At 54.6% G+C, this 26,296-nt stretch carries 24 protein-coding genes and 2 pseudogenes; 4 read left to right on the top strand and 22 right to left on the bottom strand.

The window, feature by feature from the left end:
- The first annotated feature begins 29 nt into the window (after nucleotides 1-29).
- Genes coaE through yacG form a run of 3 tightly spaced genes read left to right on the top strand, consistent with a single transcriptional unit; the run spans nucleotide 30 to nucleotide 1,594 of the window.
- Complete coding sequence (gene coaE, locus QEN31_RS19120) at nucleotides 30-650, top strand: dephospho-CoA kinase (protein WP_001270913.1); 621 nt, start codon at nucleotides 30-32, stop codon at nucleotides 648-650.
- Nucleotides 650-1,393, top strand: coding sequence for a cell division protein ZapD (gene zapD / locus QEN31_RS19125; RefSeq protein WP_000557441.1), 744 nt, complete (start codon nucleotides 650-652; stop codon nucleotides 1,391-1,393). The genes coaE and zapD overlap by 1 nt, the downstream gene beginning before the upstream one ends.
- Nucleotides 1,394-1,402: 9 nt before the next feature.
- A complete protein-coding gene (yacG, locus tag QEN31_RS19130) occupies nucleotides 1,403-1,594 on the top strand; it encodes a DNA gyrase inhibitor YacG (protein ID WP_001286419.1) in 192 nt (63 codons plus the stop codon).
- Here yacG and QEN31_RS19135 read toward each other — a convergent pair.
- Nucleotides 1,591-1,701, bottom strand: a pseudogene (locus QEN31_RS19135) (LysR family transcriptional regulator); the annotation flags it as partial. The gene yacG and the pseudogene QEN31_RS19135 sit on opposite strands and share 4 nt — an antisense overlap.
- Before the next feature lie 28 nt (nucleotides 1,702-1,729).
- Here QEN31_RS19135 and QEN31_RS19140 point away from each other — a divergent pair.
- Nucleotides 1,730-1,882 (top strand): annotated as a pseudogene (locus tag QEN31_RS19140) (aldo/keto reductase); the annotation flags it as partial.
- A 33-nt stretch (nucleotides 1,883-1,915) separates the two neighbouring features.
- On the opposite strand, the gene mutT reads toward QEN31_RS19140, so the two are convergent.
- The 21 genes from mutT to ilvN form a co-directional block, all read right to left on the bottom strand.
- The gene (gene mutT / locus QEN31_RS19145; protein ID WP_099949715.1) at nucleotides 1,916-2,311 is read right to left on the bottom strand and encodes an 8-oxo-dGTP diphosphatase MutT; all 396 of its coding nucleotides are present in this window, start codon (nucleotides 2,309-2,311) and stop codon (nucleotides 1,916-1,918) included.
- A 151-nt stretch (nucleotides 2,312-2,462) separates the two neighbouring features.
- Nucleotides 2,463-5,168: a preprotein translocase subunit SecA gene (secA, locus tag QEN31_RS19150; RefSeq protein ID WP_000905756.1), complete on the bottom strand. Its 2,706-nt coding sequence runs from the start codon at nucleotides 5,166-5,168 to the stop codon at nucleotides 2,463-2,465.
- 61 nt (nucleotides 5,169-5,229) lie between these two features.
- Nucleotides 5,230-5,727: a secA translation cis-regulator SecM gene (gene secM / locus QEN31_RS19155; RefSeq protein WP_000014333.1), complete on the bottom strand. Its 498-nt coding sequence runs from the start codon at nucleotides 5,725-5,727 to the stop codon at nucleotides 5,230-5,232.
- A 278-nt stretch (nucleotides 5,728-6,005) separates the two neighbouring features.
- A complete protein-coding gene (gene lpxC / locus QEN31_RS19160; RefSeq protein ID WP_000595487.1) occupies nucleotides 6,006-6,923 on the bottom strand; it encodes a UDP-3-O-acyl-N-acetylglucosamine deacetylase in 918 nt (305 codons plus the stop codon).
- A 100-nt stretch (nucleotides 6,924-7,023) separates the two neighbouring features.
- Nucleotides 7,024-8,175, bottom strand: a complete 1,152-nt coding sequence (gene ftsZ, locus QEN31_RS19165; protein WP_000462785.1) for a cell division protein FtsZ — start codon at nucleotides 8,173-8,175, stop codon at nucleotides 7,024-7,026.
- Nucleotides 8,176-8,235: 60 nt separating this feature from the next.
- Complete coding sequence (gene ftsA, locus QEN31_RS19170; protein WP_000588463.1) at nucleotides 8,236-9,498, bottom strand: cell division protein FtsA; 1,263 nt, start codon at nucleotides 9,496-9,498, stop codon at nucleotides 8,236-8,238.
- Complete coding sequence (gene ftsQ, locus QEN31_RS19175) at nucleotides 9,495-10,325, bottom strand: cell division protein FtsQ (RefSeq protein ID WP_000075728.1); 831 nt, start codon at nucleotides 10,323-10,325, stop codon at nucleotides 9,495-9,497. Before ftsQ ends, ftsA begins: the two co-directional genes overlap by 4 nt.
- A 1-nt stretch (nucleotide 10,326) precedes the next feature.
- The gene (locus tag QEN31_RS19180; RefSeq protein WP_000763905.1) at nucleotides 10,327-11,247 is read right to left on the bottom strand and encodes a D-alanine--D-alanine ligase; all 921 of its coding nucleotides are present in this window, start codon (nucleotides 11,245-11,247) and stop codon (nucleotides 10,327-10,329) included.
- On the bottom strand, nucleotides 11,240-12,715 hold the full coding sequence (murC, locus tag QEN31_RS19185) for a UDP-N-acetylmuramate--L-alanine ligase (protein ID WP_001096070.1): 1,476 nt from the start codon (nucleotides 12,713-12,715) through the stop codon (nucleotides 11,240-11,242). Before murC ends, QEN31_RS19180 begins: the two co-directional genes overlap by 8 nt.
- Before the next feature lie 118 nt (nucleotides 12,716-12,833).
- Nucleotides 12,834-13,901, bottom strand: coding sequence for an undecaprenyldiphospho-muramoylpentapeptide beta-N-acetylglucosaminyltransferase (gene murG / locus QEN31_RS19190; protein WP_000016613.1), 1,068 nt, complete (start codon nucleotides 13,899-13,901; stop codon nucleotides 12,834-12,836).
- On the bottom strand, nucleotides 13,898-15,142 hold the full coding sequence (ftsW, locus tag QEN31_RS19195) for a cell division protein FtsW (protein WP_001239803.1): 1,245 nt from the start codon (nucleotides 15,140-15,142) through the stop codon (nucleotides 13,898-13,900). The genes murG and ftsW overlap by 4 nt, the downstream gene beginning before the upstream one ends.
- Nucleotides 15,142-16,458 carry a UDP-N-acetylmuramoyl-L-alanine--D-glutamate ligase gene (murD, locus tag QEN31_RS19200; RefSeq protein ID WP_000796445.1) on the bottom strand — a complete coding sequence of 439 codons (1,317 nt, stop codon included), beginning with the start codon at nucleotides 16,456-16,458 and terminating at the stop codon, nucleotides 15,142-15,144. Before murD ends, ftsW begins: the two co-directional genes overlap by 1 nt.
- 2 nt (nucleotides 16,459-16,460) lie before the next feature.
- On the bottom strand, nucleotides 16,461-17,543 hold the full coding sequence (gene mraY / locus QEN31_RS19205) for a phospho-N-acetylmuramoyl-pentapeptide-transferase (protein ID WP_000964141.1): 1,083 nt from the start codon (nucleotides 17,541-17,543) through the stop codon (nucleotides 16,461-16,463).
- Nucleotides 17,537-18,895 (bottom strand): UDP-N-acetylmuramoyl-tripeptide--D-alanyl-D-alanine ligase, encoded by a 1,359-nt coding sequence (murF, locus tag QEN31_RS19210; protein ID WP_000626630.1) that lies wholly within the window; start codon nucleotides 18,893-18,895, stop codon nucleotides 17,537-17,539. Before murF ends, mraY begins: the two co-directional genes overlap by 7 nt.
- The gene (gene murE, locus QEN31_RS19215; RefSeq protein WP_099949716.1) at nucleotides 18,892-20,379 is read right to left on the bottom strand and encodes a UDP-N-acetylmuramoyl-L-alanyl-D-glutamate--2,6-diaminopimelate ligase; all 1,488 of its coding nucleotides are present in this window, start codon (nucleotides 20,377-20,379) and stop codon (nucleotides 18,892-18,894) included. The genes murF and murE overlap by 4 nt, the downstream gene beginning before the upstream one ends.
- Nucleotides 20,366-22,132, bottom strand: coding sequence for a peptidoglycan glycosyltransferase FtsI (gene ftsI / locus QEN31_RS19220; RefSeq protein WP_000642235.1), 1,767 nt, complete (start codon nucleotides 22,130-22,132; stop codon nucleotides 20,366-20,368). The genes murE and ftsI overlap by 14 nt, the downstream gene beginning before the upstream one ends.
- Before the next feature lie 15 nt (nucleotides 22,133-22,147).
- Entirely contained in the window at nucleotides 22,148-22,513 is a 366-nt protein-coding gene (ftsL, locus tag QEN31_RS19225) for a cell division protein FtsL (RefSeq protein ID WP_000625651.1), read from the bottom strand.
- Nucleotides 22,510-23,451 (bottom strand): 16S rRNA (cytosine(1402)-N(4))-methyltransferase RsmH, encoded by a 942-nt coding sequence (gene rsmH, locus QEN31_RS19230; RefSeq protein ID WP_000970444.1) that lies wholly within the window; start codon nucleotides 23,449-23,451, stop codon nucleotides 22,510-22,512. Before rsmH ends, ftsL begins: the two co-directional genes overlap by 4 nt.
- A 1-nt stretch (nucleotide 23,452) precedes the next feature.
- Nucleotides 23,453-23,911, bottom strand: a complete 459-nt coding sequence (gene mraZ, locus QEN31_RS19235) for a division/cell wall cluster transcriptional repressor MraZ (protein ID WP_000488294.1) — start codon at nucleotides 23,909-23,911, stop codon at nucleotides 23,453-23,455.
- A 605-nt stretch (nucleotides 23,912-24,516) separates the two neighbouring features.
- Nucleotides 24,517-25,521, bottom strand: a complete 1,005-nt coding sequence (gene cra, locus QEN31_RS19240; RefSeq protein ID WP_000762406.1) for a catabolite repressor/activator — start codon at nucleotides 25,519-25,521, stop codon at nucleotides 24,517-24,519.
- 283 nt (nucleotides 25,522-25,804) lie between these two features.
- The gene (ilvN, locus tag QEN31_RS19245) at nucleotides 25,805-26,296 is read right to left on the bottom strand and encodes an acetolactate synthase small subunit (RefSeq protein WP_001563086.1); all 492 of its coding nucleotides are present in this window, start codon (nucleotides 26,294-26,296) and stop codon (nucleotides 25,805-25,807) included.

The following is a 26,296-nucleotide window of genomic DNA, read 5'->3' on the forward strand; positions in this document are numbered from 1 at the left end:
ATCAAACTAAAATTCCGGAAGCTGGAGATATGAGGTATACCGTAGCCTTAACCGGCGGTATTGGCAGCGGTAAAAGTACCGTCGCTGATGCCTTCGCTGACCTCGGAATAACCGTCATCGACGCGGATATTATCGCGCGCCAGATGGTTGAGCCAGGGCAGCCCGCCCTGAACGCAATAGCGGAACATTTTGGTTCTGAACTTATCGCCGCCGACGGCACGTTACGTCGCCGGGCGCTGCGTGAGCGTATTTTTTCGCATCCGGAAGAAAAAGCCTGGCTTAACGCTCTGCTTCATCCCTTAATTCAGCAGGAAACCCAACGACAGTTTCAGCAGGCTACGTCGCCCTATGTGTTATGGGTTGTGCCTCTGCTGGTTGAAAACAGGCTGTATCAAAAAGCCAACCGCGTACTGGTGGTTGACGTGACGCCCGAAACGCAGCTCATACGCACAATGCAGCGTGATGATGTTACGCGCGAGCATGTTGAACACATTCTCGCTGCGCAGGCGACGCGTGAAGCGCGCCTTGCCGTGGCGGACGATGTTATTGATAATAACGGCGCACCGGATGCTATCGCATCAGATGTGGCCCGCCTGCACGCCAGTTATCTTAAGCTCGCGTCGCAGTTTGTCTCACAGGAAAAACCGTAATGCACACCCAGGTCCTATTTGAACACCCTCTCAATGAGAAGATGCGTACGTGGCTGCGCATAGAGTTTTTGATCCAACAGCTCTCCATCAACCTGCCAATTGCAGACCATGCTGGCGCACTGCATTTTTTCCGTAATATCAGCGATCTACTGGATGTGTTCGAACGGGGCGAAGTCCGTACCGAACTGCTGAAAGAACTGGAGCGCCAGCAGCGTAAATTACAGGCCTGGGTTGAGGTTCCCGGCGTCGATCAAGACCGTATTGAAGCCCTGCGCCAGCAGTTAAAATCGGCGGGCAGCGTGCTGATCTCCGCCCCGAGGATTGGCCAGCAGCTACGCGAAGATCGCTTGATTGCTCTTGTGCGTCAACGCTTAAGTATTCCTGGCGGCTGTTGCAGTTTCGATTTACCCACTCTGCATATCTGGTTGCACCTACAACAGGCGCAGCGCGATGCCCAGATTGAAAGCTGGCTTGCCAGCCTGAATCCCCTCACCCAGGCGCTGACGCTGGTGCTTGATCTGATCCGTAATTCAGCGCCTTTCCGTAAGCAAACCAGCCTGAACGGTTTTTATCAGGATAACGGGGACGACGCCGATTTGCTGCGTCTTATGCTGACGCTCGATTCACAACTTTATCCGCAAATTTCCGGCCATAAGAGCCGTTTTGCCATTCGCTTTATGCCGCTGGATAGTGAAAATGGTCTGGTGCCGGAGCGTCTTGATTTTGAACTGGCCTGTTGCTAAGGAGTAAAAATGTCTGACGTGACCGTCGTAAACTGTCCGACCTGCGGTAAACCGGTCGTCTGGGGGGAAATTAGCCCCTTCCGCCCATTTTGTTCTAAACGCTGTCAGTTAATTGATTTGGGCGAATGGGCCGCCGAAGAGAAACGAATCGCCAGCAGCGGCGATCAGTCTGATAGCGACGACTGGAGCGAAGAGCGCTAACGGTGATGGCTCTGTTGAGACGGCAATATCGCCTTATGACAAAAATAATCAATAAATACGCGTAGTTTTGGTGCCATATGCGCGCGGCCGGGATAATACAAATAAACCGGCGAGATTAGGCTATAACAGAAACGTAGCCGCCACTGCGCCAGGGTGGATGAAAACCTCGGCGCGTTATCACTGACCCTAAGCCCGCAGGAGCTGACGGCAATTGAGGCGGTTTTTCCTCACGACGCCGCGGCCGGCCCCCGCTACTGGCCGGAAATTATGTCGACATTAAATCGCTAATAAGATCGATGGGGATCGTGTTGCGATCCCCCACTAAAGCGCAAATTGGCGTAATTTACGAATAATCGGTTCATTGGCCGGCGGAAAATCGTCCGTACTCAACGCGTTCTGCGCGATCCACCGTCCCGGCTGTCCTTCTTTCCCCCACGGTTCGCCCTCCCAGCGTTCAACCAGCCAAAACCACAGCGTAATGTGTCTATCCGGGAATTGATATTCCAGAGTGTCGAATAGTGTCACCTGTGTTGGCGTAATCCCCACCTCTTCCTGTAGCTCCCGGATCAACGCCTGCTCTGGTGTTTCGCCGGCTTCAATTTTTCCGCCGGGAAATTCCAGCTTGTTCGCCATATGCGCATCAGCGGCGCGTTGGGTAGTAAAAATTTCGTCGTTCGGGTTGCGGATAATCCCAACCGCGATTTGCAGTTTTTTCATCTTGTTGCATCCATAAAAAAGGCGCAGTCGCCTGCGCCTTTTTATCTGTGTTCAATGCCAGGCCGAATAAGCGTAGCGCCCTTCGGCAATAATGCCAGTACTGACCTGATGGCAACACATTATGTCTTATCAGGCCGGTAAGTTTATCGCATTAGCTCAGGCGACCGTGACACTGTTTGTATTTCTTACCAGAACCGCAAGGGCAAGGATCGTTACGTCCAATCTTACGTTCGCCGGTTTGGGCGGCCAGATCGGCAGCCACGGCGGCATCGTCATCCTGATGGCTTAGCTGCTGCATCTGCGCCAGGCGCTCCGCCTCTTCGCGACGCTGCATTTCCATCGCTTCGACCTCTTCCGGCATACGTACCTGGACTTTGCTCAGGGTACTGATTACTTCATATTTCAGCGATTCCAGCATCGCGGCGAACATAGCGAAGGATTCGCGCTTGTATTCCTGCTTCGGATCTTTTTGCGCATAGCCACGCAGATGAATACCCTGACGCAGGTAATCCATCGCCGCCAGATGCTCTTTCCACAGGGAATCGAGCGTTTGCAGCATCACGCCTTTTTCGAAATGACGCATCATTTCAGCGCCAACCACCTCTTCTTTACGCTGATACACCTCGATGGACTGCGCCAGGATGCGCTCACGCAGCGTCTCCTCATGCAGCTCCGGCTCTTTATCCAGCCATTCGGCAATCGGCATCTCCAGGTCGAAGTCGTTTTTCAGGCGTTCCTGCAAACCCGGGATGTCCCACATCTCTTCCAGCGACTGCGGCGGAATGTAGGCGTCGATAGTCGCCTTAAAGACATCTTCGCGAATGCTGTTAATGGTGTCGCTCACGTCAGACACATCCAGCAGTTCGTTACGCTGGGTATAAATTGCACGGCGCTGATCGTTCGCCACATCATCATATTCCAGCAGTTGCTTACGAATATCGAAGTTACGGCTTTCTACTTTACGCTGCGCGTTAGCGATAGCTTTCGTCACCCACGGGTGCTCAATCGCTTCGCCCGGCTTCATTCCCAGTTTACGCATCATACCGGAGACACGATCGGAGGCGAAAATACGCATCAGCGCATCTTCCATCGACAGGTAGAAACGGGAAGAACCCGGATCGCCCTGGCGACCGGAACGGCCACGCAGCTGGTTGTCGATACGGCGGGATTCATGGCGCTCGGTGCCAATGATATGCAGACCGCCGGCAGCCAGAACCGCGTCATGGCGTACCTGCCAGTCCGCTTTAATCTGCGCAATCTGTTCTTCCGTCGGCGCTTCCAGCGCGGCGACTTCCGCCTGCCAGCTACCGCCCAGCATAATATCAGTACCACGACCCGCCATGTTGGTAGCGATAGTGACCGCCGCTGGATAACCAGCCTGCGCAACGATGCCTGCTTCGTTGGCGTGGAATTTTGCGTTCAGTACGTTATGTTTGATGCCCGCTTTGGTCAGCTCTCTGGAGACCACTTCAGATTTCTCGATAGAAATCGTCCCGACCAGCACTGGCTGACCGTTCGCGGTACGTTCTTTAATATCTTCGATAATGGCCTGGATTTTTTCCGCTTCGGTCATGTAGACCAGATCCGGCAAATCTTTACGGATCATCGGACGGTTGGTCGGAACAACGACGGTGTCCAGCTTATAGATAGAGCTAAATTCGAAGGCTTCAGTATCCGCCGTACCGGTCATACCGGCCAGCTTTTCATACAGACGGAAGTAGTTCTGGAAGGTGATAGACGCCAGCGTCTGGTTTTCATTCTGAATTTCAACGCCTTCTTTCGCTTCTACCGCCTGGTGCAGACCGTCAGACCAGCGACGCCCCTGCATGGTACGACCGGTATGTTCATCAACAATGATGACTTCGCCGTCTTTCACAATGTAATCCACGTCACGGGTAAACAGCGCGTGCGCGCGCAGCGCGGCGGTGACGTGATGCATCAGCATAATATTGCCAGGCGAGTAGAGCGACTCGCCCTCATCCATAATGCCTTCTTGCACCAGTAGCTCTTCAATCAGCACCAGACCGCGTTCGGTCAGGTTAACCTGGCGCGCTTTCTCATCAACGGAGAAGTGGCCTTCGCCCTGGAAAGTGTCAGAATCTTCTTTCTCCTGACGAATCAGGTGCGGAATGATTTTGTTCACTTTTTTGTACATTTCCGAGCTATCTTCCGCCGGGCCGGAAATGATCAGCGGCGTACGCGCTTCATCGATCAGGATGGAGTCGACCTCATCCACCAGCGCATAATGCAGTTTACGCTGCACGCGCTCTTCCGGGCTGAACGCCATGTTGTCGCGCAGGTAGTCAAAACCGTATTCGTTGTTAGTGCCGTAAGTGATGTCGGCAGCGTAAGCTTCACGTTTGGCTGGCGCAGGCATACCTGGCAGGTTGATACCAACGGACATACCGAGGAATTCGAATAGCGGACGGTTGTTTTCGGCGTCACGCTGCGCCAAATAGTCGTTCACGGTTACCACATGAACGCCTTTGCCGGACAGCGCGTTCAGGTAGGCTGGCAGCGTTGCGGTCAGCGTCTTACCTTCACCAGTACGCATTTCGGCGATACAACGATCGTTGAGCACCATACCACCCAATAGCTGAACGTCGAAGTGACGCATCCCAAAGACGCGTTTACTGGCTTCACGCACCACCGCGAACGCTTCCGGAATCAGGCTCTCTACGCTTTCGCCTTTTTCAATACGGGCGCGAAATTCGTTGGTTTTCGCTTTCAGTTCGTCATCGGAGAGTTTTTCCATCTCCGGTTCCATCGCATTAATAAGGCTGACGGCCTTACGCATACGACGCAGCGTACGATCGTTACGGCTACCGAATACTTTGGTTAATAATTTGATTAGCATAATAAAGTCTCAAATGCCCCGCGCCGCGGAGCTACAAATAAAGTAAAAGGGTCTTTTTTCGTTAGCTGAGACGTTGCGGACCGGCGCGGATACCCTGCGCCTGACTTATCCAGGCCGGGATGCTAAATGCGGTTTGTGGCGCAAAATACGCCAGGGAGAGGCGACGAACAATCGCCGGCGGCGTGCCCTCCTGCGTGAGCATCGCGCTGAGCGTATTCAGTAAGGCGATATGATGCGCCTGTAATGGCGACGGCGCGTCGGCAACGGGCAGCGTTTGCGGCGCCATTGCAAAAGAAAGGTGGCGAATCACCGTGCGAATAGCGTGCTGATGCCAGTAATCTACGGTGAAATTGGGACGACGGTTAGAGGCTTCTAACAGCGCAAAATGGCTAAAGTTAACTTTAGACGCGGTGCTGGCGGTCGTCCTTGCAGGCGTATTGGTTTCAGCGGCGTTACTGAGCGCGGGCAAACCAAAACTCGCCGCGACCATCCCTAATAAGAGATGCGGCCAGAAGTATCGTCTGCCTAACTGTCGCCAGCGCGTCAGTATTCCACTCACGTCATTGCCACCTGATATGCCCCTCATGGGCTTACGGAATCAAAACAATTTGCGCACAAATCTTATCATTAAAGCGTACGCGCTACAGCAGTAATGACGAGAAGCTAAGGTGAAAATCGGCTAAGAAAACAGCGAACGCGCCGTGTTTCCATTTAACCCTGTCAAAATGGCTGTATTAAGGAAAGCGCAGATAAAGGATAGTAAAAAAAACGACTGGCTCGCCTGGCCGGAGAGAGTGCCAGGTTAACCAGTCGAATTTTATACGACAGCGTATGTCGTTATGCCAGTACCGTCGAAGGCGCTTTGAAAGCCAACGGCAGTTCTGCGTCGTCCTGGAAGGTCACAAATTCCCAGGCTTCCTGTTTTGCCAGGACTGCCTGTAACAATTTATTATTCAATGCGTGACCGGATTTATACGCGGTAAACGCACCAATAATATTGTGACCACACATGAACAAGTCACCGATCGCGTCAAGCATTTTGTGACGAACGAATTCATCTTCAAAACGCAGGCCGTCTTCGTTCAATACGCGATAATCGTCAACAACGATGGCACAATCGAAGCTGCCGCCCAGGCACAGGCCGCGGGACTGCAGATATTCGATATCACGCATAAAACCGAAGGTACGCGCACGGCTGATCTGGCGCATGAACGCATCCGCAGAGAAGTTCATCGCGTAGCGCTGGCTGCTGGAATCGATCGCCGGATGGTTAAAGTCGATGGTGAAATCCAACGTAAAACCATTGTACGGTCTGAATTCAGCCCATTTATCGCCATCTTCAACCCGAACAGTCTCTTTGATGCGTACGAATTTTTTGGCGCAGTTCAGTTCATCAATACCGGCATCAAGCAGCAGGTAGACAAACGGAGCGGCACTGCCATCCATGATCGGGATTTCCGGGGCATTAACCTCAATAACGATGTTATCGATACCTAAGCCCGCCAGAGCAGCATTCAGGTGCTCAACGGTTGAAATCCGTACATCATGCTCATTCACCAGACACGTACAGAGCATGGTATCACGCACAGATTTGGCATCGGCCGGGAAATCTACCGGTGGATTCAAGTCGGTGCGACGATAGATGACCCCGGTATTGGCCGGCGCAGGGCGTAATGTCAGGGTGACTTTTTTGCCGGTGTGTAAACCGACGCCAGTCGCCTGAACGATACGTTTAAGTGTCCTTTGTTTGATCATCGTATAATCTCGCCAAATTACCTATCCAACCGAAGTGTACTATACATTCGGCGGGCCAGTTTAGCACAAAGAGCCCAGAATCCCAAATTCCAGCTAATTCTTAATCAGCTTGCTTACGCAGGAATGCGGGGATATCCAGATAATCCGGCTCTTTCGCCGCCTGTGGTGTATTGTCGTTAACCACTTTCGCGACCGTTTTTTGCTCCTGCGTCAGCGGCGCCATACCGTGCTGCTGATAACGATCCAACACCGGCTGCTGCACCTGTTTATTGGTGACCAGAGTGATTTCAGGACGCTTGTCCATACCAATTCCAGTGGCAACAACGGTCACGCGCAGTTCGTCGTTCATATCCGGGTCCAGAGAAGTACCGATAACCACGGTGGCGTTATCCGATGCAAAGGCACGGATGGTGTTACCGACGGTTTCGAACTCATCCAGACGCAGGTCGAAGCCCGCAGTAATGTTGACCAACACGCCGCGCGCGCCGGACAGGTCGATATCTTCCAGCAGCGGAGAAGAAATAGCCATTTCAGCCGCTTCTTCCGCACGGTCTTCACCGCTCGCCACGCCGGAGCCCATCATTGCGTAGCCCATTTCAGACATCACGGTACGCACGTCAGCAAAGTCGACGTTCATCAGACCCGGGCGGGTGATCAGCTCTGCGATGCCCTGAACCGCGCCTTTCAGCACGTCGTTAGCCGCGCCGAACGCGTCGAGCAGGGAGATACCACGGCCCAGCACTTTCAGCAGCTTGTCGTTCGGGATGGTGATCAACGAGTCCACATGCTTGGACAGCTCGGTGATACCCTGCTCCGCAAATGCCATGCGCTTTTTGCCTTCAAAATTGAAAGGCTTAGTCACCACGGCAACGGTCAGAATACCTAAATCTTTTGCCACTTCAGCAACCACTGGCGCCGCGCCGGTTCCGGTACCGCCGCCCATGCCTGCCGCGATAAATACCATGTCTGCGCCTTCAAGCGCCGCACGCAGCGCTTCACGGTCTTCGTCCGCCGCGTTACGACCGACTTCCGGGTTAGCGCCAGCGCCCAGACCTTTGGTAATGCCGCTACCAATTTGAATGGTCTGGCCAACCGCCGTTTTACGCAACGCCTGAGCGTCGGTATTCACCGCGAAGAATTCAACACCTTCGATGCGCTCGCGCACCATGTGTTCAACAGCGTTACCGCCGCCACCACCGACGCCGATGACTTTAATCACCGCGTCGTTGGTTAGTTCCATAGGTTCAAACATAATCTCTCTCCGTCATGTGCCTGTCGCCTGAGGCCGTAATATCTGGCGGCCTCATAAAAATTAAAACTCTTTTCGCAGCCAGCTATTAAGTCGCTTGATCCACGAGCCAACTGATGCCGTAACACGTTTTTCCACTTCTGCTTCACCGTTTAAGTGGGACTCTTTCCCGTAGTGAAGCAATCCCACCGCCGTTGAGTAATACGGCTCCTGGGCATAATCCGTCAGACCGGTGATATTCAGCGGCGCGCCGATACGCACCTGCGTATGAAACACGCGCTGAGCGCAAGCAGCAAGCCCTTCGATTTGCGCCGCGCCGCCGGTTAACACAATCCCCGCCGCCAGGTGATGTTTTACCCCTTGTTGGCGAAGCTGTTCCTGTAATTGCAATATCTCTTCGTTGACCAGATTGAGCAGCTCGGTGTAACGCGGCTCAATCACTTCCGCCAGCGTCTGGCGTTGCAGGCTGCGCGGCGGACGCCCGCCTACGCTCGGTACTTCAACGCTCTCGTCTTTACCGACAATGGAACCCAGCGCGCAACCGTGGCGAACTTTAATGGCTTCAGCATCGCTCGGCGGCGTACCAAAGGCATAAGCGATATCGCTGGTCACCACGTTCCCCGCGTAAGGGATCACTTTGGTATGACGCAGCGCGCCGCCAGTATAAACGGCGATATCCATTGTACCACCGCCGATATCCACGACACAGACGCCCAGTTCACGTTCATCTTCCGTTAACACGGAATAACTGGCCGCCAGTCCGGCAAATATCAGTTGGTCAACTTTCAGACCACAACGTTCAACAGCTTTGACAATGTTTTTTGCCATATCGTTGTGGCAGGTAATCAAATGTACTTTCGCCTGCATACGCACGCCGGAAAGACCGACCGGATTTTTAATGCCTTCCTGGTAGTCAATGGCGTACTCCTGAGGAATCACATGCAGCACGCGATGTTCATCGCGCACGCGCACTGACTTCGCAGTATGCACGACGTTTTCCACATCTTCTTGCGTCACTTCCTCTTCGGAAATGGGCACCATACCAATTTCATTCTGACAGCTAATATGTTTGCCGGAAAGCGCCAGATATACCGAGGAGATCTGGCAATCGGCCATCAATTCCGCCTGGTCAATGGCGCGCTGAACGCATTTCACCACTGACTCAAGGTCATTCACCCCGCCTTTATCCATACCCCGCGATGGGCAACTGCCCACGCCAATGATATTGACCATACCGTCGGGCAGAACTTCCCCTACTAAAGCGGCAACCTTCGCGGTGCCAATCTCCAGTCCTACTACCAGTTTTCTGTCCGTCGCCTTGATCATTGTTGTTCTGCCTGTGCCTGATTCTGTTGCTGATTAGATTCCTCAGGGGGGAGCGGCGCCCAGCCAACTGCCGCACCTGAGTCATAACGCAAATCAACGTAGCTAATCCGTTTGCCATCGGTTTGCGCCTGCTGCTGTAAAACCGGATAGAGTTCTACAAAGCGAGCCAACCTTTTCATCGTATCGCCCCTGCCGAGATTGAGCTTAATGCCGTTATTAAGCGTCAATTGCCAGGAGCGACGTGCGGTCATCGCCGCTTCCTTTAGAGTGAATTTATCCTTAGCCAGCACCTGCCCCATCTCGCGGTATCCCTGCAACACTTCACTCGCGCTGCCTTCCGGGCCATACAACATGGGTAAAACCTGTTTGCCGATGCGGTCTGACGGCACGCTGAAGGTGTTCCCTTCAGCATCGACCATATGTTGATCATTCCAACGCGCAATCGGCACATATTCAACCAGATGAATCTTCAATTCATCAGGCCACTGTTTTCTGACGCTGGCCTGTTTAATCCACGGCAAACGCTCAATCTGGCTCTGGATAATGTTCACATCCTGCGTCATGAAGGTTCCCGGCGCGCCCAGAGCCAGTATCGCCTGACGGATATCATCGTTACGCGTGTAGTGACGCTCGCCGGTTAATACCAGCTTTGATAACGGTAAACGCTGCGCATCTTCCATCCACCCTAACACGACCCACCCGCTAACAAACACGGTGCACAGTACCGTCAGCAGGAATAAAATTCCTGCAAGACGCGTTCCATTATTGCGGCGTGAAGAAGGCGTCTCTTCATCACTGTTTCGCGTGTTCAGCGCAGCCTGCGACATATCAGTCCGCCAACTCCAGAATTCGTACCACTAACTGCGAGAAGCTCATTCCCGCCTGACGCGCCGCCATCGGCACCAGACTATGGCTGGTCATCCCCGGAGAAGTATTGGCTTCCAGCAGATAAAACTGACCATCGCTGTCCAGCATGACGTCAATACGCCCCCATCCCGTGCAGCCTAAAGCTTTCCATGCCTGCAGGACGAGAGACTGTAGCGCGGCTTCCTGGGACGCATCTAAACCGGCAGGGCAGAAATACTGAGTCTCATCAGAGAGATACTTCGCCTCATAATCATAGAAGGTTCCTGCCGGTTGGATACGAATTGACGGTAAAATTTCTTCGCCAACTATCGCCACTGTAAATTCCGGACCGCACAGCCATTTCTCAATCAGTATTTCGTCATCATGCTGAAAAGCCAATGATAACGCACCCTGTAAAGCATTTTCTTCTACTACTTTCGTCATACCGACGCTGGAGCCTTCACGGCTGGGTTTGACGATCAGCGGTAAACCCAGCGCCGAAATTCGCGCTTTTTGTTCTTCGCTAAGACCTTTTTCAAACTCAGCGCGCGTCAGCGCGACCCACGGCGCAACCGGTAAGCCTGCGCCCTGCCACAGCAATTTACTGCGCAGTTTATCCATGGAAAGCGCCGAGGCCATCACGCCGCTACCGGTATAAGGCAGGCCGAGCAGTTCAAGCATTCCCTGTAAGGTGCCATCTTCACCGCCACGGCCATGCAACGCAATAAAGACCTTCTGAAAGCCCATTGCTTTAAGCTGCGCGACATCGACCTCTTGCGGATCGACGGGATGCGCATTAATGCCGCCTTCACGTAGCCCGGCCAACACTGCCGCGCCGGAATTTAACGAAACGTCCCGCTCCGCAGAGGTTCCGCCCAACAGGACCGCGATTTTATCAGCCATGTTGCTCTTCCTCCTGGATTTGCGGCTTCAGCTTGATTTCAGATAAGTAACGCGCAATTTTGCCAACATTTCCTGCGCCTTGCACTAATATCAAGTCGTTACCCGTCAGCACCGGCGCTAACATTGTCGCAACCTGAGCCGGATCGGAAACCAGAATCGGGTCAATTTTTCCCCGATTACGAATCGTACGACATAAAGAACGGCTATCCGCGCCCGGAATCGGCGCTTCACCCGCCGGGTAAACGTCCAGCATCAGCAGCGCATCGACCTGGGTCAGCACATTGGCGAAATCGTCATACAGATCGCGCGTGCGCGTGTAACGGTGCGGCTGAAACAGCATCACCAGGTTTTTATCCGGCCACCCTGCTCGCGCAGCTTTAATGGTGGCATCTACTTCAGTCGGATGATGACCATAGTCATCCACCAGCATCGCCGTCCCGGCTTTACCATTCACCGGCTCAAGCGGGAACTCGCCGAGGAAGTCAAAACGACGCCCGGTCCCCTGGAAGCTTTCCAGCGCGCGCAGGATAGCGTCATCGGCGATGCCTTCTTCGGTCGCTACCGCCACTGCCGCCGCGGCATTCAGGGCATTGTGGCGACCCGGCGCATTCAACGTGACATGCAGATCCGGCATTCCCTGGCGCAACAGCGTAAAGTGCCCCTGCGGCCCTATCTGCTGATAATCTTCTACGCGGACGTCAGCATCCTCGCTAAAGCCATACGTCGTGGTCTGACGCCCCACCCGCGGCAGCAACTCGCGGATGACCGGATCATCGACGCACATTACCGCGCGACCGTAGAACGGCAGGTTATGCAGGAAGTTAATAAACGTCTGCTTTAAATTTTCAAAGTCGCCATGATAGGTATCCATATGGTCGGCTTCGATGTTGGTGACGATCGCGACCATCGGCTGCAAATGCAGGAAGGACGCGTCGCTCTCATCTGCCTCGGCAATCAGGTAACGACTATGGCCCAGACGCGCATGAACGCCTGCGGCTTTCACCAGTCCGCCATTCACGAAAGTCGGGTCCAGCCCCGCTTCGGCATAAATACTGGACACCATCGCGGTCGTTGTGGTTTTTCCGTGCGTCCCGGCAATGGCGATGCCGTGGCGAAAACGCATCAGTTCCGCCAGCATTTCCGCACGGCGAATAACCGGAATACGCGCTTCATGCGCCGCGACAATTTCCGGGTTATCCGCGGAAATTGCGCTGGAAACGACGACCACGCTGGCATCACGCACATTTTCCGGACGATGGTTAAAGAAAATCGTCGCCCCCAGGCTCGTCAACTGCTGGGTCACCGGATTCGGCGCTAAATCGGAACCACTGATCTGATACCCTTCATTGGCCAGAACTTCGGCAATACCGCCCATACCAGCACCACCGATGCCGACAAAGTGAATGTGCCGAACGCGACGCATTTCGGGCACGATGGAACGCAGTTTTGCCAGTTGTTGTGTATTCATTCTTTACGCCATTAACTCCAATACCCGCCATACTTCAAATTGCAGATGCGTTGGCTTGCCTGCAACCCAAATTATTGAGGGTAGAAAAACCCTGCGATGCAAAAGGCACCGCCACAAATTATGTCCGGGCAACCCGGCTAACTTCACTGGCGACGCGCTCGGTAGCATCCGGAATGGATACCGCGCGGGCACGCTCCGCCATGGTTAACAACGCCTCGCGCGACCACCCCGCCAGGGTGTCGGCGACAGCCTCTACAGTAAACTGCGGCTGCTCAAAAATCTTAGCTGCGCCGGCGTTTTCTAACGGCAGCGCATTCCAGTACTGCTGCCTGTCTTTATGCTGAAACGGCACGAATATCGCCGGTAACCCGGCGGCGGCGATCTCGCTCACCGTTAAAGCGCCGGAACGACATACCACTACATCCGCCCACGCATAGGCGGCGGCCATGTCATCGATAAATTCCGTTACCTTATGCTGCGGTTGTCCCGCCCCGGCATATGCCTGCTCTACCGTGAGCTGCGCGCCTTTTCCGCTTTGATGCCAGATTGTAACCGTATCGCCCAGTCTGGCGGCAACCTGCGGCATCGTCTGGTTCAGGACTCGCGCCCCCTGAGAACCGCCGACCACCAACACGCGAATCGGGCCGTCACGACCGGCCAGACGCACCTGCGGCAACGGCAACGCCAGTACGTCGGTACGCACCGGGTTACCCACCACTTCCGCGTTCGGAAACGCACCGGGAAACGCCTGCATCACTGTGGTCGCGATTTTGGCCAGCCACTGATTGGTTAGCCCGGCGATACCGTTTTGCTCATGCAAGACGACCGGAATACCCAATGACCATGCGGCAAGACCGCCGGGGCCGGAAACATAACCGCCCATTCCCAGCACGACATCCGGCTTAAACCGCTTCATGATCGCCCGCGCCTGCCGCCAGGCGTTAAAAATCCGCAGCGGCGCCGCCAGAAGCGCTTTTACGCCTTTACCGCGTAGACCGGAGATCCGAATAAAGTCAATGTCGATGCCATGCTTCGGCACTAAATCCGCTTCCATACGATCGGCGGTACCCAGCCAGCGAACCTGCCAGCCCTGGGCCATTAAATGATGCGCAACGGCCAGTCCCGGGAACACGTGCCCGCCGGTACCGCCCGCCATCACCATTAACCGCTTCGGTTGACCACTCATCGAGAACCTCGTGTAAACGCCTGCGCTTTTTCCAGACGCGTTTCATAATCAATACGTAATAAAAACATAATGGCCGTCGACATAATCAACAGACTCGACCCGCCATAACTGATCAGCGGCAGCGTAAGACCTTTGGTCGGCAGCATCCCCGCGGCCGCGCCAACGTTTACCAGCGCCTGGAAACTAAACCAGATACCGATAGAACACGCTAAAAATCCGGAAAAACGGTGGTCAATCTCCAATGCCTTACGGCCAATCGACATCGCGCGAAAAGCGACGAAGAATACCATTAAAAGCGCCAATACCACACCGATATAACCCAGTTCTTCCCCAATAATGGCGAAGATGAAATCGGTGTGCGCCTCCGGCAAATACTCCAGTTTCTGCACCGAATTCCCCAGCCCTTGCCCCCATATCTCACCGCGACCAAAAGCCATCAGCGACTGCGTCAGCTGATAACCGCTGCCGAACGGATCTTCCCAGGGGTTCCAGAACGAAGTAACGCGACGAATACGATACGGTTCGGCGAGGATTAACAGAATCACCGCCGAGATGCCCATCCCGATAATGGCGATGAACTGCCATAATTTCGCCCCGGCGAGAAACAGCATCGCCAGCGTGGTGACAAACAGTACGACCACCGTCCCGAGGTCAGGCTGCGCCAGCAGTAACACCGCCAGCACCAGAATCACGCCCATTGGTTTTAAAAAGCCGCGCAGGTTATTTCGCACCTCATCAACCTTACGCACCAGATAGTTCGCGAGGTAGCAGAACAGCGACAGCTTGGTAAACTCCGCAGGCTGAATACGCAGCGGCCCCAGCGCAATCCAGCGCGACGCCCCGTTAACCGAGCTCCCGACGACCAACACGATAAGCAGCATAATGATCGACGCAATCAGCATCGTCGTGCTGTATTTTTGCCAGAAGGTCATGGGCAAACGTAGCGTGACCATCGCCAGACAAAATGCCAGGAAGATATAGAGCGCATCACGTTTGGCAAACAAAAACGGATCGTTCGCCAGGCGCTGCCCGACTGGCATGGAGGCCGACGTCACCATGACAAAACCAATCGCCGCCAGCCCGAAGGTCAGCCATAGCAGCGTGCGGTCATACATGATCAGACTGTCGGCGTCTTTATCGCGCGAAGCCATCACCCAGCCTTTAAGCGCCGCAAACAGCCAGGCCAGGAGGCCAAAGCCTGGTACGCGCGGCATTCTCAGACGGGGGAGAGATAAACGCATCAACCTAACTCCTTCGCCAGACGGGTAAAGACATCGCCCCGTTGCTCAAAATTTTTAAACTGATCGAGGCTAGCGCAAGCGGGCGACAGCAGCACCATATCACCCGGCTGAACGCGCGGCGCCAGCAAACGCATCGCCTCTTCCATCGTCTCAGTCTGTTGGGCGATTTCCGGACGCAGTGCGGCAAGCTGCGCGCCATCGCGCCCAAAGCAATACAGGCGGATACGATCGCCGGTCAGATAGCGTGTCAGCGGAGAAAAGTCTGCCGACTTACCGTCGCCGCCCAGCAGCAGATGTAGCGTACCGTCCACATGCAAACCGTTTAGCGCCGCTTCGGTACTGCCGACGTTGGTCGCTTTCGAGTCGTTGATCCAACGTACGCCGTTATGCTCCAACGCCAGCTGGAAGCGATGCGCCAGACCGGTAAATGTCGTCAACGCCTTCAAACTGCTGGCGCGCGGCAGACCTACGGCATCCGCCAGCGCCAGCGCCGCTAACGCATTGGTATAGTTATGCTGACCGGAAAGCTTCATCTCTTTCACGTTCAGCACCTTCTCGCCTTTGACTCGCAGCCAGGTTTCGCCCTGCTGACGATTAAGGTGATAATCGCCCATATTGACGCCAAAGCTAACGCAGCGTTCATCGGCCCCGCGTACCGGCATCGTCAACGCGTCATCGGCATTCACTACGCACACTTTCGCCTTCTCGTAGACGCGCAGTTTCGCCGCCCGGTACTGTTGCAAACCAAACGGATACCGGTCCATATGATCTTCAGTGACGTTGAGCACCGTTGCCGCCGCCGCTTGCAAACTTGAGGTAGTTTCCAGTTGGAAACTGGATAATTCCAGCACGTACAATTCGCGATCGGCATCCAGCAGCATCAGCGCCGGAAGACCGATATTGCCGCCAACGCCGACATTGACGCCCGCCGCTTTCGCCATCTCGCCCACTAAGGTGGTCACGGTGCTTTTGCCGTTCGAGCCGGTGATGGCCACAATCGGCGCTTGCGCTTCGCGGCAAAACAGTTCGATATCGCCGACAATTTCCACTCCAGCGCTGGCGGCAGCGCTAAGAGAGGGATGCGCCAGAGCAATACCAGGGCTGGCGACGATTAAATCCGCCGCTAAGAGCCACTCGTCGTTCAGGCCGCCAACGTGACGCTCAACCTCTTGCGGCAGCTTATCCAGACCCGGCGGCGTCACGCGAGTATCCATCACCCGCGGCGTCACGCCGCGGGCGAGAAAAAAGTCCACGCAAGAGAGTCCGGTTAAGCCCAGACCAATAATGACGACGTTTTTGTCCTGGTAATCAGCCATGATTAACGTACCTTCAGCGTTGCCAGGCCAATCAGCACCAGCATCAGCGAAATAATCCAGAAGCGCACAATCACGCGCGGTTCCGGCCAGCCTTTCAGTTCATAGTGGTGATGGATAGGCGCCATACGGAAAATACGCTGTCCGCGTAGTTTAAAGGAACCCACCTGCAGGATGACCGACAGAGTTTCCACCACAAAGACGCCGCCCATGATCACCAGCAGAAATTCCTGACGCAGCAGCACGGCGATAATGCCCAACGCACCGCCCAACGCCAGCGATCCGACATCGCCCATAAAAACCTGCGCCGGATAGGTGTTAAACCACAAGAATCCTAATCCCGCGCCGACAATCGCCGTACAGACAATCACCAGCTCGCCCGCATGGCGTAAATACGGAATATGCAGGTAATTGGCGAAGTTCATGTTCCCGGTCGCCCAGGCCACCAGCGCAAAGCCGGCGGCAACGAAGACAGTCGGCATAATCGCCAGACCATCAAGCCCGTCGGTCAGGTTCACGGCGTTACCCGTACCGACGATGACAAAGTAGGACAGCAGAATGTAAAACAGCCCCAATTGCGGCATAACATCTTTAAAGAACGGCACCACCAGTTGGGTCGCGGGCGTGTCTTTCCCGACGAGATAAAGCGCAAAGGCCACGCCGAGCGCGATAACCGACATCCAGAAATATTTCCAGCGCGCAATCAGCCCTTTGGTATCTTTCCGCACCACTTTGCGGTAGTCATCGACAAAACCGATAATGCCGTAGCCGATCAATACCACCAGCACGCACCAGACGTACGGGTTAGACGGGTAAGCCCATAACAGAACGGAAATCACAATCGACGTCAGGATCATGATGCCGCCCATCGTCGGCGTACCGCGTTTACTGAAGTGCGATTCCGGGCCATCGTTACGTACCACCTGGCCAAAAGAGAGTTTTTGCAGACGAGCGATCATACGCGGGCCCATCCATAAAGAGATGAACAGCGCGGTCAACAGGCTGACGATGGCGCGAAACGTCAGATAAGAAAAGACGTTAAAGCCGGAATAATATTTGACCAAATGCTCGGCCAGCCAAACTAACATGAACCTTTCTCCTGTAACGCATGAACCACATCTTCCATCGCGGCGCTGCGTGATCCTTTCACTAAAATAGTCATCATTGGTTGCTCCTGAAGCAGAGCGTGTAAACGCGCAATGAGCGCGGCTTTATCGGCAAAATGTTCGCCGACGCCGCTGGCGTGGCTGATAGCCTGACTGAGTTTTCCGGTGCTTAACACGCGATCAATACCCGCCGCTTTTGCGGCCTCACCAACCTGGAGGTGGCACGCTTCGCTTTCTGCGCCCAGCTCGGCCATATCGCCTACCACCAGCACGCGGTAGCCGGGCATTTCAGAAAGGACCTGCACTGCGGCGGTCATCGAACCAACGTTGGCGTTATAAGCGTCATCCAGTACCAGTTGGTTTTCACTTAGCTGAATCGGGAACAGACGCCCGGGTACGGCTTTTAACGCCGCCAGCCCTGCTTTAATCGCCGTCAGCGTAGCCCCCACCGCCATTGATAAAGCAGCGGCCGCCAGCGCGTTGGCAATATTGTGCCGCCCCGGCAACGGCAGCAGCACATCAATGCTGCCCATCGGCGTTTGCAGGGTAAATTCGGTACCGTGTGACGTCACGTGGATATTCGCAGCGGTAAAGTCGCTGTTTGCCGCATTCGGCGAAAAGCGCCACACCAGACGATCGCCAATAATGCTTTGCCAGTTCAGCCAGTCATTATTATCGGCATTCATAATCGCGATACCGTTCTCAGGCAAACCGGTATAGATTTCGCCTTTCGCTTTCGCCACGCCGGCCAACGAGCCGAAGCCTTCCAGATGCGCCGCCGCCAGGTTATTGACCAGCGCCGCTTCCGGGCGCGTCAGGCTAACGGTCCAGGCGATTTCTCCCTGGTGATTAGCGCCTAACTCGATTACCGCATAGTCATAATCATGGTTTAAGCGCAGCAGCGTTATCGGCACGCCGATGTCGTTGTTAAAATTGCCTGCGGTATACAGAGTATTTCCGCACTGGCTAAGAATCGCGGCGGTCATCTCTTTGACCGAGGTTTTGCCGGACGAACCGGTTAACGCCACCACCCGCGCCGGTACCTGCATACGTACCCAGGCGGCCAGTTGGCCAAATGCCTGACGCGTGTCTTTTACAATCACCTGCGGGAGATCGATATCCAGAGGACGACTGACCAGCAGGGCGCCAGCGCCGTTCGCTTTTGCTTTATCAGCAAAATCATGCGCATCAAAGCGTTCCCCTTTCAGCGCCACGAACAGGCATCCCGGCGTCACTTTCCGTGTGTCGGTAATGACCGTATCGAGCGTGAGATCCGCCCCGCGGTGTTCGGCGCCAAGGACATCGGCAATTTTGCTGAGCGTTACGCTAATCATGCGATCACCCCCAGCAAACGCGCTGCGGTCACGCGGTCTGAATAATCAAGACGCTGCGTGCCGACAATCTGGTAATCCTCGTGCCCTTTACCTGCAATCAGCACGACGTCATTGTCTTTTGCCTGCATAATGGCATTGGTTACCGCCTCAGCGCGGCCTTCCATTACCCTGACCTGCCCGGCGTCCAGCATTCCGGCCAGAATATCGTTGATAATGGCGCGCGGCTCCTCGGTACGCGGGTTATCGTCAGTCACCACGACGATATCCGCGAATTCTTCGGCAATGGCCCCCATGAGTGGGCGCTTACCTTTGTCACGATCCCCGCCACAGCCAAAGACGCACCACAATTTTCCGGCGCAATGCAGACGCGCCGCCTGCAACGCTTTTTCCAGCGCATCCGGCGTGTGCGCGTAATCCACCACCACCGTCGGTTTGCCTGGCGCAGTGAACACTTCCATACGCCCGCAAACCGGCTGCAAACGCGCGGCGGTTTTCAGCAAATCCGTTAACGGATAGCCCAGCGCCAGTAGCGTCGCCAATGCCAGCAGTAAGTTGCTGACGTTAAACGCGCCCATCAAGCGGCTTTCGATTTCGCCTTCACCCCAGCTTGAAGCAAAACGAATCGTCGCTCCGCGGTCGTGGTACTCCACCGCCTCCGCTTTCAGCCAACGACCGTGACAGTTAGGGTTGATATGCCCTTCCATTGATACCGCGACCGCATCGGGTAGCGACGCCAGCCAGCGGCGTCCAACTTCATCATCGGCGTTGACGATTGCCTGACCATGATGGTGGGTGGAATAAAGCATCCATTTTGCCGCCTCGTAATGCGCCATATCGCCATGATAGTCGAGATGGTCGTGGCTCAAATTAGTAAACACGGAGGCGGCAAATTTCAACGCCGCCACGCGATGCTGCACCAGGCCGTGAGAAGAGACTTCCATCGCGCCGAAGGTCGCGCCCTGCGCAACCAGACTGGCCAGCACATGCTGAACATCCACAGCGGAACCGGTTGTGTTCTCCGTCGGGATCACTTTACCCAACAGTCCGTTGCCTACCGTTCCCATCACTGCGCTGGTTTCGCCGAGCAACTGGCTCCACTGCGCCAGTAGTTGGGTGGTGGTGGTCTTGCCATTGGTGCCGGTCACCGCCACCAGACGCATGTTTTCAGATGGCTCATGGTAAAAGCGGCCCGCCAGCGCAGATAAACGCTCATTGAGCTGGCTGAGATAGACGACTGGTACGCCGTGCATTTCGCGAATCTCACCGTCGCTCGCCTCGTCTTTCGCCTCTGCAATAATGGCAGCTACGCCTTGCGCTATCGCCTGCGGGATATATCGACGCCCGTCCGCCTGATGACCCACCACTGCCACAAAGAGATCGCCCGCCGCAGCCACACGGCTGTCGAGCGTCATCTCTCGCAGTTCTCGCGCGGGTAGTCCAGCCACCCACGGAGCAAGAAGGTCGCGCAAATTACGATCTGCCACCTGTTCCCTCGCCTTGATTAATTACGAATTCATTTTTTTCGCCCGTTGCCAGCGCGTCCGGTTCGATGTTCATGGTGCGCAGAACACCGCCCATGATGGCACCAAATACCGGCGCGGAAACGGCGCCGCCGTAGTATTTACCCGCCTGCGGATCGTTGATGACAACCACCAGCGCGAAGCGCGGCTGACTCGCAGGCGCGACGCCTGCGGTGTAAGCAATGTATTTGTTGATGTAGCGACCGTCCGGCCCCACTTTTTTCGCCGTACCGGTTTTAATCGCGATACGGTAGCCTTTAATCGCTGCCTTCACGCCGCCGCCGCCCGGCAGCGCCACGCTTTCCATCATATGCACCACGGTGCGTACGGTGGATTCAGGGAAGATGCGTTCGCCGGGTACAGGCGGATCAACTTTGGTAATCGACAGCGGGCGATAAATGCCATAGCTGCCGATGGTTGCATAGACTCGCGCTAACTGTAACGGCGTTACCATTAGCCCGTAGCCGAAAGAGAAGGTGGCCCTCTCTATGTCGGACCACCGTTGTTTTTGAGGATATAAGCCACTGCGTTCTCCGACCAACCCCAAATTGGTCGCCTTTCCTAGCCCAAAACGTGAGTAAGTATCTACTAACGCTGAGGACGGCATCGCTAACGCCAGTTTGGATACACCGACGTTACTCGACTTCTGTAGAACCCCGGTCAGGGTTAATTCGCTGTAGCGCGCCACGTCTTTAATTTCGTGGCCGTTAATTCGGTATGGAACGGTATTCAACACCGTATTTTCGTTGACGATACCGCGCTGAAGCGCAGTCATCACCACCATCGGCTTAACCGTAGAACCCGGTTCAAACACGTCGGTGATGGTACGGTTACGCATCGCGTCTTTCGGCGTACCGGCAAGGTTGTTGGGGTTATAGGAAGGGCTATTCGCCATCGCCAGTACTTCACCGGTATTGACATCGACCAGCACCGCGCTACCGGATTCCGCCTTGTTAAACGCCACCGCGTTGTTCAGTTCGCGGTAAACCAGCGCCTGTAAGCGTTCATCAATGCTTAACGCCAGATTGTGCGCTGCCTGACTGTCAGTGGAGGAGATATCCTCAATCACGCGGCCATAGCGGTCTTTACGCACGATTCGCTCGCCAGGCTGACCGGTAAGCCACTTATCAAAGCTCTTTTCAACGCCTTCAATCCCCTGACTGTCGACGTTGGTAAAACCGATGAGGTGAGCGGTTACTTCTCCTGACGGGTAGTAGCGGCGGGACTCTTCACGCAAATGAATCCCCGGCAGTTTGAGTTTTTTGATGTAGTCCGCCATGTCAGGATTTACCTGGCGCGCCAGATAAATAAAACGCCCTTTCGGGTTGGCGTTGATACGGGCGGAGAGCTGATCGAGTGGAATATTGAGCGCAGTAGAAAGCGCTTTCCAGCGATCGCCAACGCTGATGCCGCCGGCGTCATGAACTTCTTTCGGGTCGGCCCAGATCGCCTTAACCGGTACGCTGACCGCCAGTGGACGCCCGGAACGGTCGGTAATCATACCGCGTGAGGTGGAGACTTCCTGAACACGCAGCGAACGCATATCGCCCTGACGCACCAGCATATCCGGGGCGATAATCTGTAGCCACGCCGCGCGTCCAAGTAAAAAAACCAGCGCCAGTAAAATACAGCCGCACAGCAACGCAAAACGCCAACTGATGAAGTTGGTCTGTTCTTCCTGGCGTTTCGATTTTTGCGTTTTTGCCGCTGCTTTCATGCGTCGCGTTTATCCTTATTTTTGCACTACAATATTTTCTTGGGACGGATCAACATGCTGCATTTGCAGCTTTTCCGTTGCGATCCGCTCCACCCGGCTGTGATCGCCGAGCGCATTTTCTTCAAGGATCAGGTTGCGCCATTCAATGTCCAATGCATCGCGCTCCAGAACCAATTGTTCACGCTGCGCGGTGAGTAAACGAGTATGGTGCGCCGTCGTGACCACCGTCACCGCCGTTAAAATGATGCAAATGAACAAGCAGAGTGGCAGCTTCCCGAACCGCAAAAGATCGTCACCGATCACGCCAGGCAAGGCATGGCGCTCGTTGCTTCCTATCGATCCCTTCACTTTGCTTAGGGCTTCTGTCACTCTGCTGATCATGCGTTCGTCCTCTCTGCGATACGCAGAACTGAACTACGGGCCCGAGGATTTTCAGCTACCTCTTTTTCACCCGGCATCAACTTGCCTAACGCTCGTAACTCACGACCGCCCAGTTTTTTGAGCTGCGCTTCCGTCATCGGTAATCCCGCCGGTACCTGCGGACCGCGGCTTTGCTCACGCATAAAGCGTTTCACAATACGGTCTTCCAGCGAGTGGAAACTGATGATTGAAAGCCGCCCGCCTGGGGCCAGTACGCTGAGCGAGCTTTTTAGCGCCTGCTCTATCTCCTCCAGTTCACTGTTTACCCAGATGCGCACCGCCTGGAAGGTACGGGTCGCGGGATGTTTGAATTTGTCTTTTACCGGGGTCGCCGCCGCAACCACTTCCGCCAGCTCTTTGGTGCGGGTCATCGGCTGTTCGCGATTGCGCTCAACAATGGCGCGAGCAATACGTTTGGCAAAACGCTCCTCGCCGAATGTTTTCAGCACCCAGGCGATATCCGCTTCCTCCGCCGTTTGTAACCACTCGGCGGCAGACTGGCCGCGCGTCGGGTCCATTCGCATATCCAGCGGACCGTCGCGCATAAATGAAAAACCGCGCTCCGCATCGTCAAGCTGCGGAGAAGAGACGCCAAGATCGAGAAGGATCCCGTCAATCTTGCCGGTAAGCTCGCGCTCGGCTACATAATCAGCCAGCGCGGAAAAAGGTCCATGAATGATGGAGAAGCGAGGATCATTAATGGTCTGCGCAACGGCGATCGCCTGCGGATCGCGATCGATCGCCAGCAAGCGCCCCTCTTCGCCCAGTTGCGAGAGGATCAGGCGCGAGTGGCCGCCGCGACCAAATGTGCCATCAATATAGATACCATCCGGACGAATATTCAGCCCATTAACGGCTTCATCCAACAGTACCGTAGTGTGTTTAAAATTTTCCATCATCTTATAGAGACAAGTCCTGCAGCCGCTCCGATAACGTTTCGGTAGCTGACTGTTCAGCGTCGATATCTTCCTTGACCTGTTGATACCAGGTCGTTTCATCCCACAGCTCAAATTTGTTGAACTGTCCAACCAGCATCACTTCTTTCGTCAGTCCGGCATGTTGCCGCAGAACTGGCGCGATCAGTAATCGACCTGCACCATCCATCTGACATTCGCTGGCATGGCCCAACAGTAAACGCTGTACGCGACGTTCTACCGGGTTCATGCTCGACAGACGAGATAACTTTTGCTCAATAATTTCCCATTCAGGCAGGGGGTAAAGCAGCAGGCATGGGTGATGGATGTCAATGGTACATACCATTTGACCGGTAGCGCTCTCGATCAGTTGCTCCCGATAACGGGTCGGCACGGTCAGGCGCCCTTTACTGTCGAGATTGACTAACGTTGCCCCCCGGAACATGCCAGTCTCACCCCTTCTTACCACTTTATCCCACAAATTCCCACTCGAAGGAGTTTACGGAGCGGAGGAAAAGCTTGTCAAGCAAGTCACAACGCTTACCTAAGTAAAAAAGCCAATGTTTACGGCGAATATCTGCGTTGATTAATTTCCGCCCAGCGTGCAAGCCAAATTAACGTTATGAATATTTGTAAGAAAAAAACCAAAGGCCCACCGCCGTTTAAAACGGACTCAATATAATCCGAGAAAAATATAAAGTGTCAGTTTGCGACGCGAGCGGCATTTTAGGACATATTGCACCGTGTTAACAGTGCCTGTTTAACGTGTGCGGTGCCTGCTATACCAGCGCCTACGAGCGACTGTCGCGCCAAAGACAAAAAGTGGCTGTTAATTCGACGATTTCTTGCCTGCTTGTAACAAAACAATACAAAGGAAAAGACTCGTTACGTCTTAATTAGTGGAATGTGGACGATTTCGGACAAAAGAAAGGTAATAAAAAAGAATTTTCGGATAATTTTAAGGAATAATCTTAATTATTTAAGGGATATTTTTACTGATACGCATTTGTTTGACGGCGGCAGAAGAGAGAGTCTTTTACCGCCGGTCCTTTAGCTACGGCTCAGAATGCCGCGACGATAAAGGTTTCGCCGAATACGCGTTAAGCCGGGTTTCGGTTTACGCGGTTCATCAAGACTTGCCAGCACAATCTCCAGCACGCGTTCCGCGACATCACGATGACGCTGCGCCACCGCCAGTACCGGGCATTGCAGAAAATCCAGCAGCTCATGATCGCCGAAGGTCGCAATCGCTAAATCCGAAGGCAGTTTTCCATCGCGCCGCAGCGTTACGTCCATCACGCCCTGTAATAGCGCGAACGATGTCGTAAAGAGCGCCTGCGGCATAGGATGCGTTTCCAGCCATTTCTCAAACAACTGCGCGGCGGCTTCGCGCTCATAGCTGTTGGCATATAAGAAATTCACCTCCCGCGGATCGTCTTTCCATGCGGTGCGGAACCCCTGCTCGCGCAGGAAACTGACGGACAACTCCGGCAGCGCGCCCAAATAAAGCACCGTTTCCGCCGGGAATTTACGCAGCTCTTCCGCCAACATCTCGGCATCATCCTGATCGGCGCCGACCACGCTGGTGAAATGTTCGCGATCCAGCGCGCGGTCGAGCGCGACGATGGGGAACGGATCGTTGGCCCAGCGCTGATAGAAGGGATGCTCCGGCGGTAACGAAGTTGAAACAATGATTGCATCCACCTGGCGTTGCAAAAGGTGCTCAATGCAGCGCATTTCGTTATCCGGCTGATCTTCAGAACAGGCGATCAGCAGTTGGTAGCCACGCTGGCGTGCCTGGCGCTCAAGATAGTTTGCGATACGGGTGTAGCTCGTGTTTTCAAGGTCCGGGATCACCAGACCAATGGAACGTGTGCGTCCAGCACGCAGCCCGGCAGCCACAGCGTTAGGATGGTAATTGTGCTCACGCACTACCGCCATGACTTTTTCTACGGTTTTGTCGCTCACGCGGTATTGCTTTGCTTTACCGTTTATAACGTAGCTTGCAGTTGTGCGCGAGACACCGGCCAGCCGAGCGATTTCATCCAGTTTCACAATTGCCCCTTGTGTAAATTGTACAAACCATAACCTTTATGTCGGCATGGGTTAAAATCGTTAACATCTAAGCGCAGTTTGATCACTCCGGCAACCGCTTTTATTCCGGGTTACCACGGATTTCGCAAAAAAAAGCCCAACCGATGATATTGGGTTGGGCGATAATTCCTGTTGGCTGATATCCGGCAAACCTGCCTGATGGCGCTACGCTTATCGGACCTGGGCCAGATATCAGCCAGTAGACCGGATAAAACGCACGCGCGTCGTCATCCGGCGAATCTGCTCAGCGCATAATCTTATCGCCGCGCGAAAGCCCGACGACGCCTGAACGCGCCACTTCAACAATTTTCGCCACGTCGCGCAGCGAGGCCAGAAAAGCATCCAGTTTATCGCTGGTGCCCGCCAGTTGAACGGTATACAGCGTTGGCGTAACGTCAATAATCTGACCACGGAAAATTTCCGTATTACGCTTCACCTCTTCCCGTCCGTAGCCGCTGGCCTGGATTTTCACCAGCATGATTTCCCGCTCAACGTGCGCTCCCTGTCCCAGCTCGCTGACGCGCAGCACATCAACCAGCTTGTGCAGTTGCTTTTCAATTTGCTCAAGCACTTTTTCATCGCCTACCGTCTGGATAGTCATGCGCGACAACGTCGGATCGTCTGTCGGCGCGACGGTCAGGCTTTCAATATTATATCCGCGTTGCGAAAAGAGGCCGATAACCCGCGATAACGCCCCAGATTCGTTTTCCAGTAATACCGATAAAATCCGGCGCAT

The organism is Salmonella sp. SA15303 (genome assembly GCF_029962125.1).
GTDB classification, from domain to species: domain Bacteria; phylum Pseudomonadota; class Gammaproteobacteria; order Enterobacterales; family Enterobacteriaceae; genus Salmonella; species Salmonella enterica.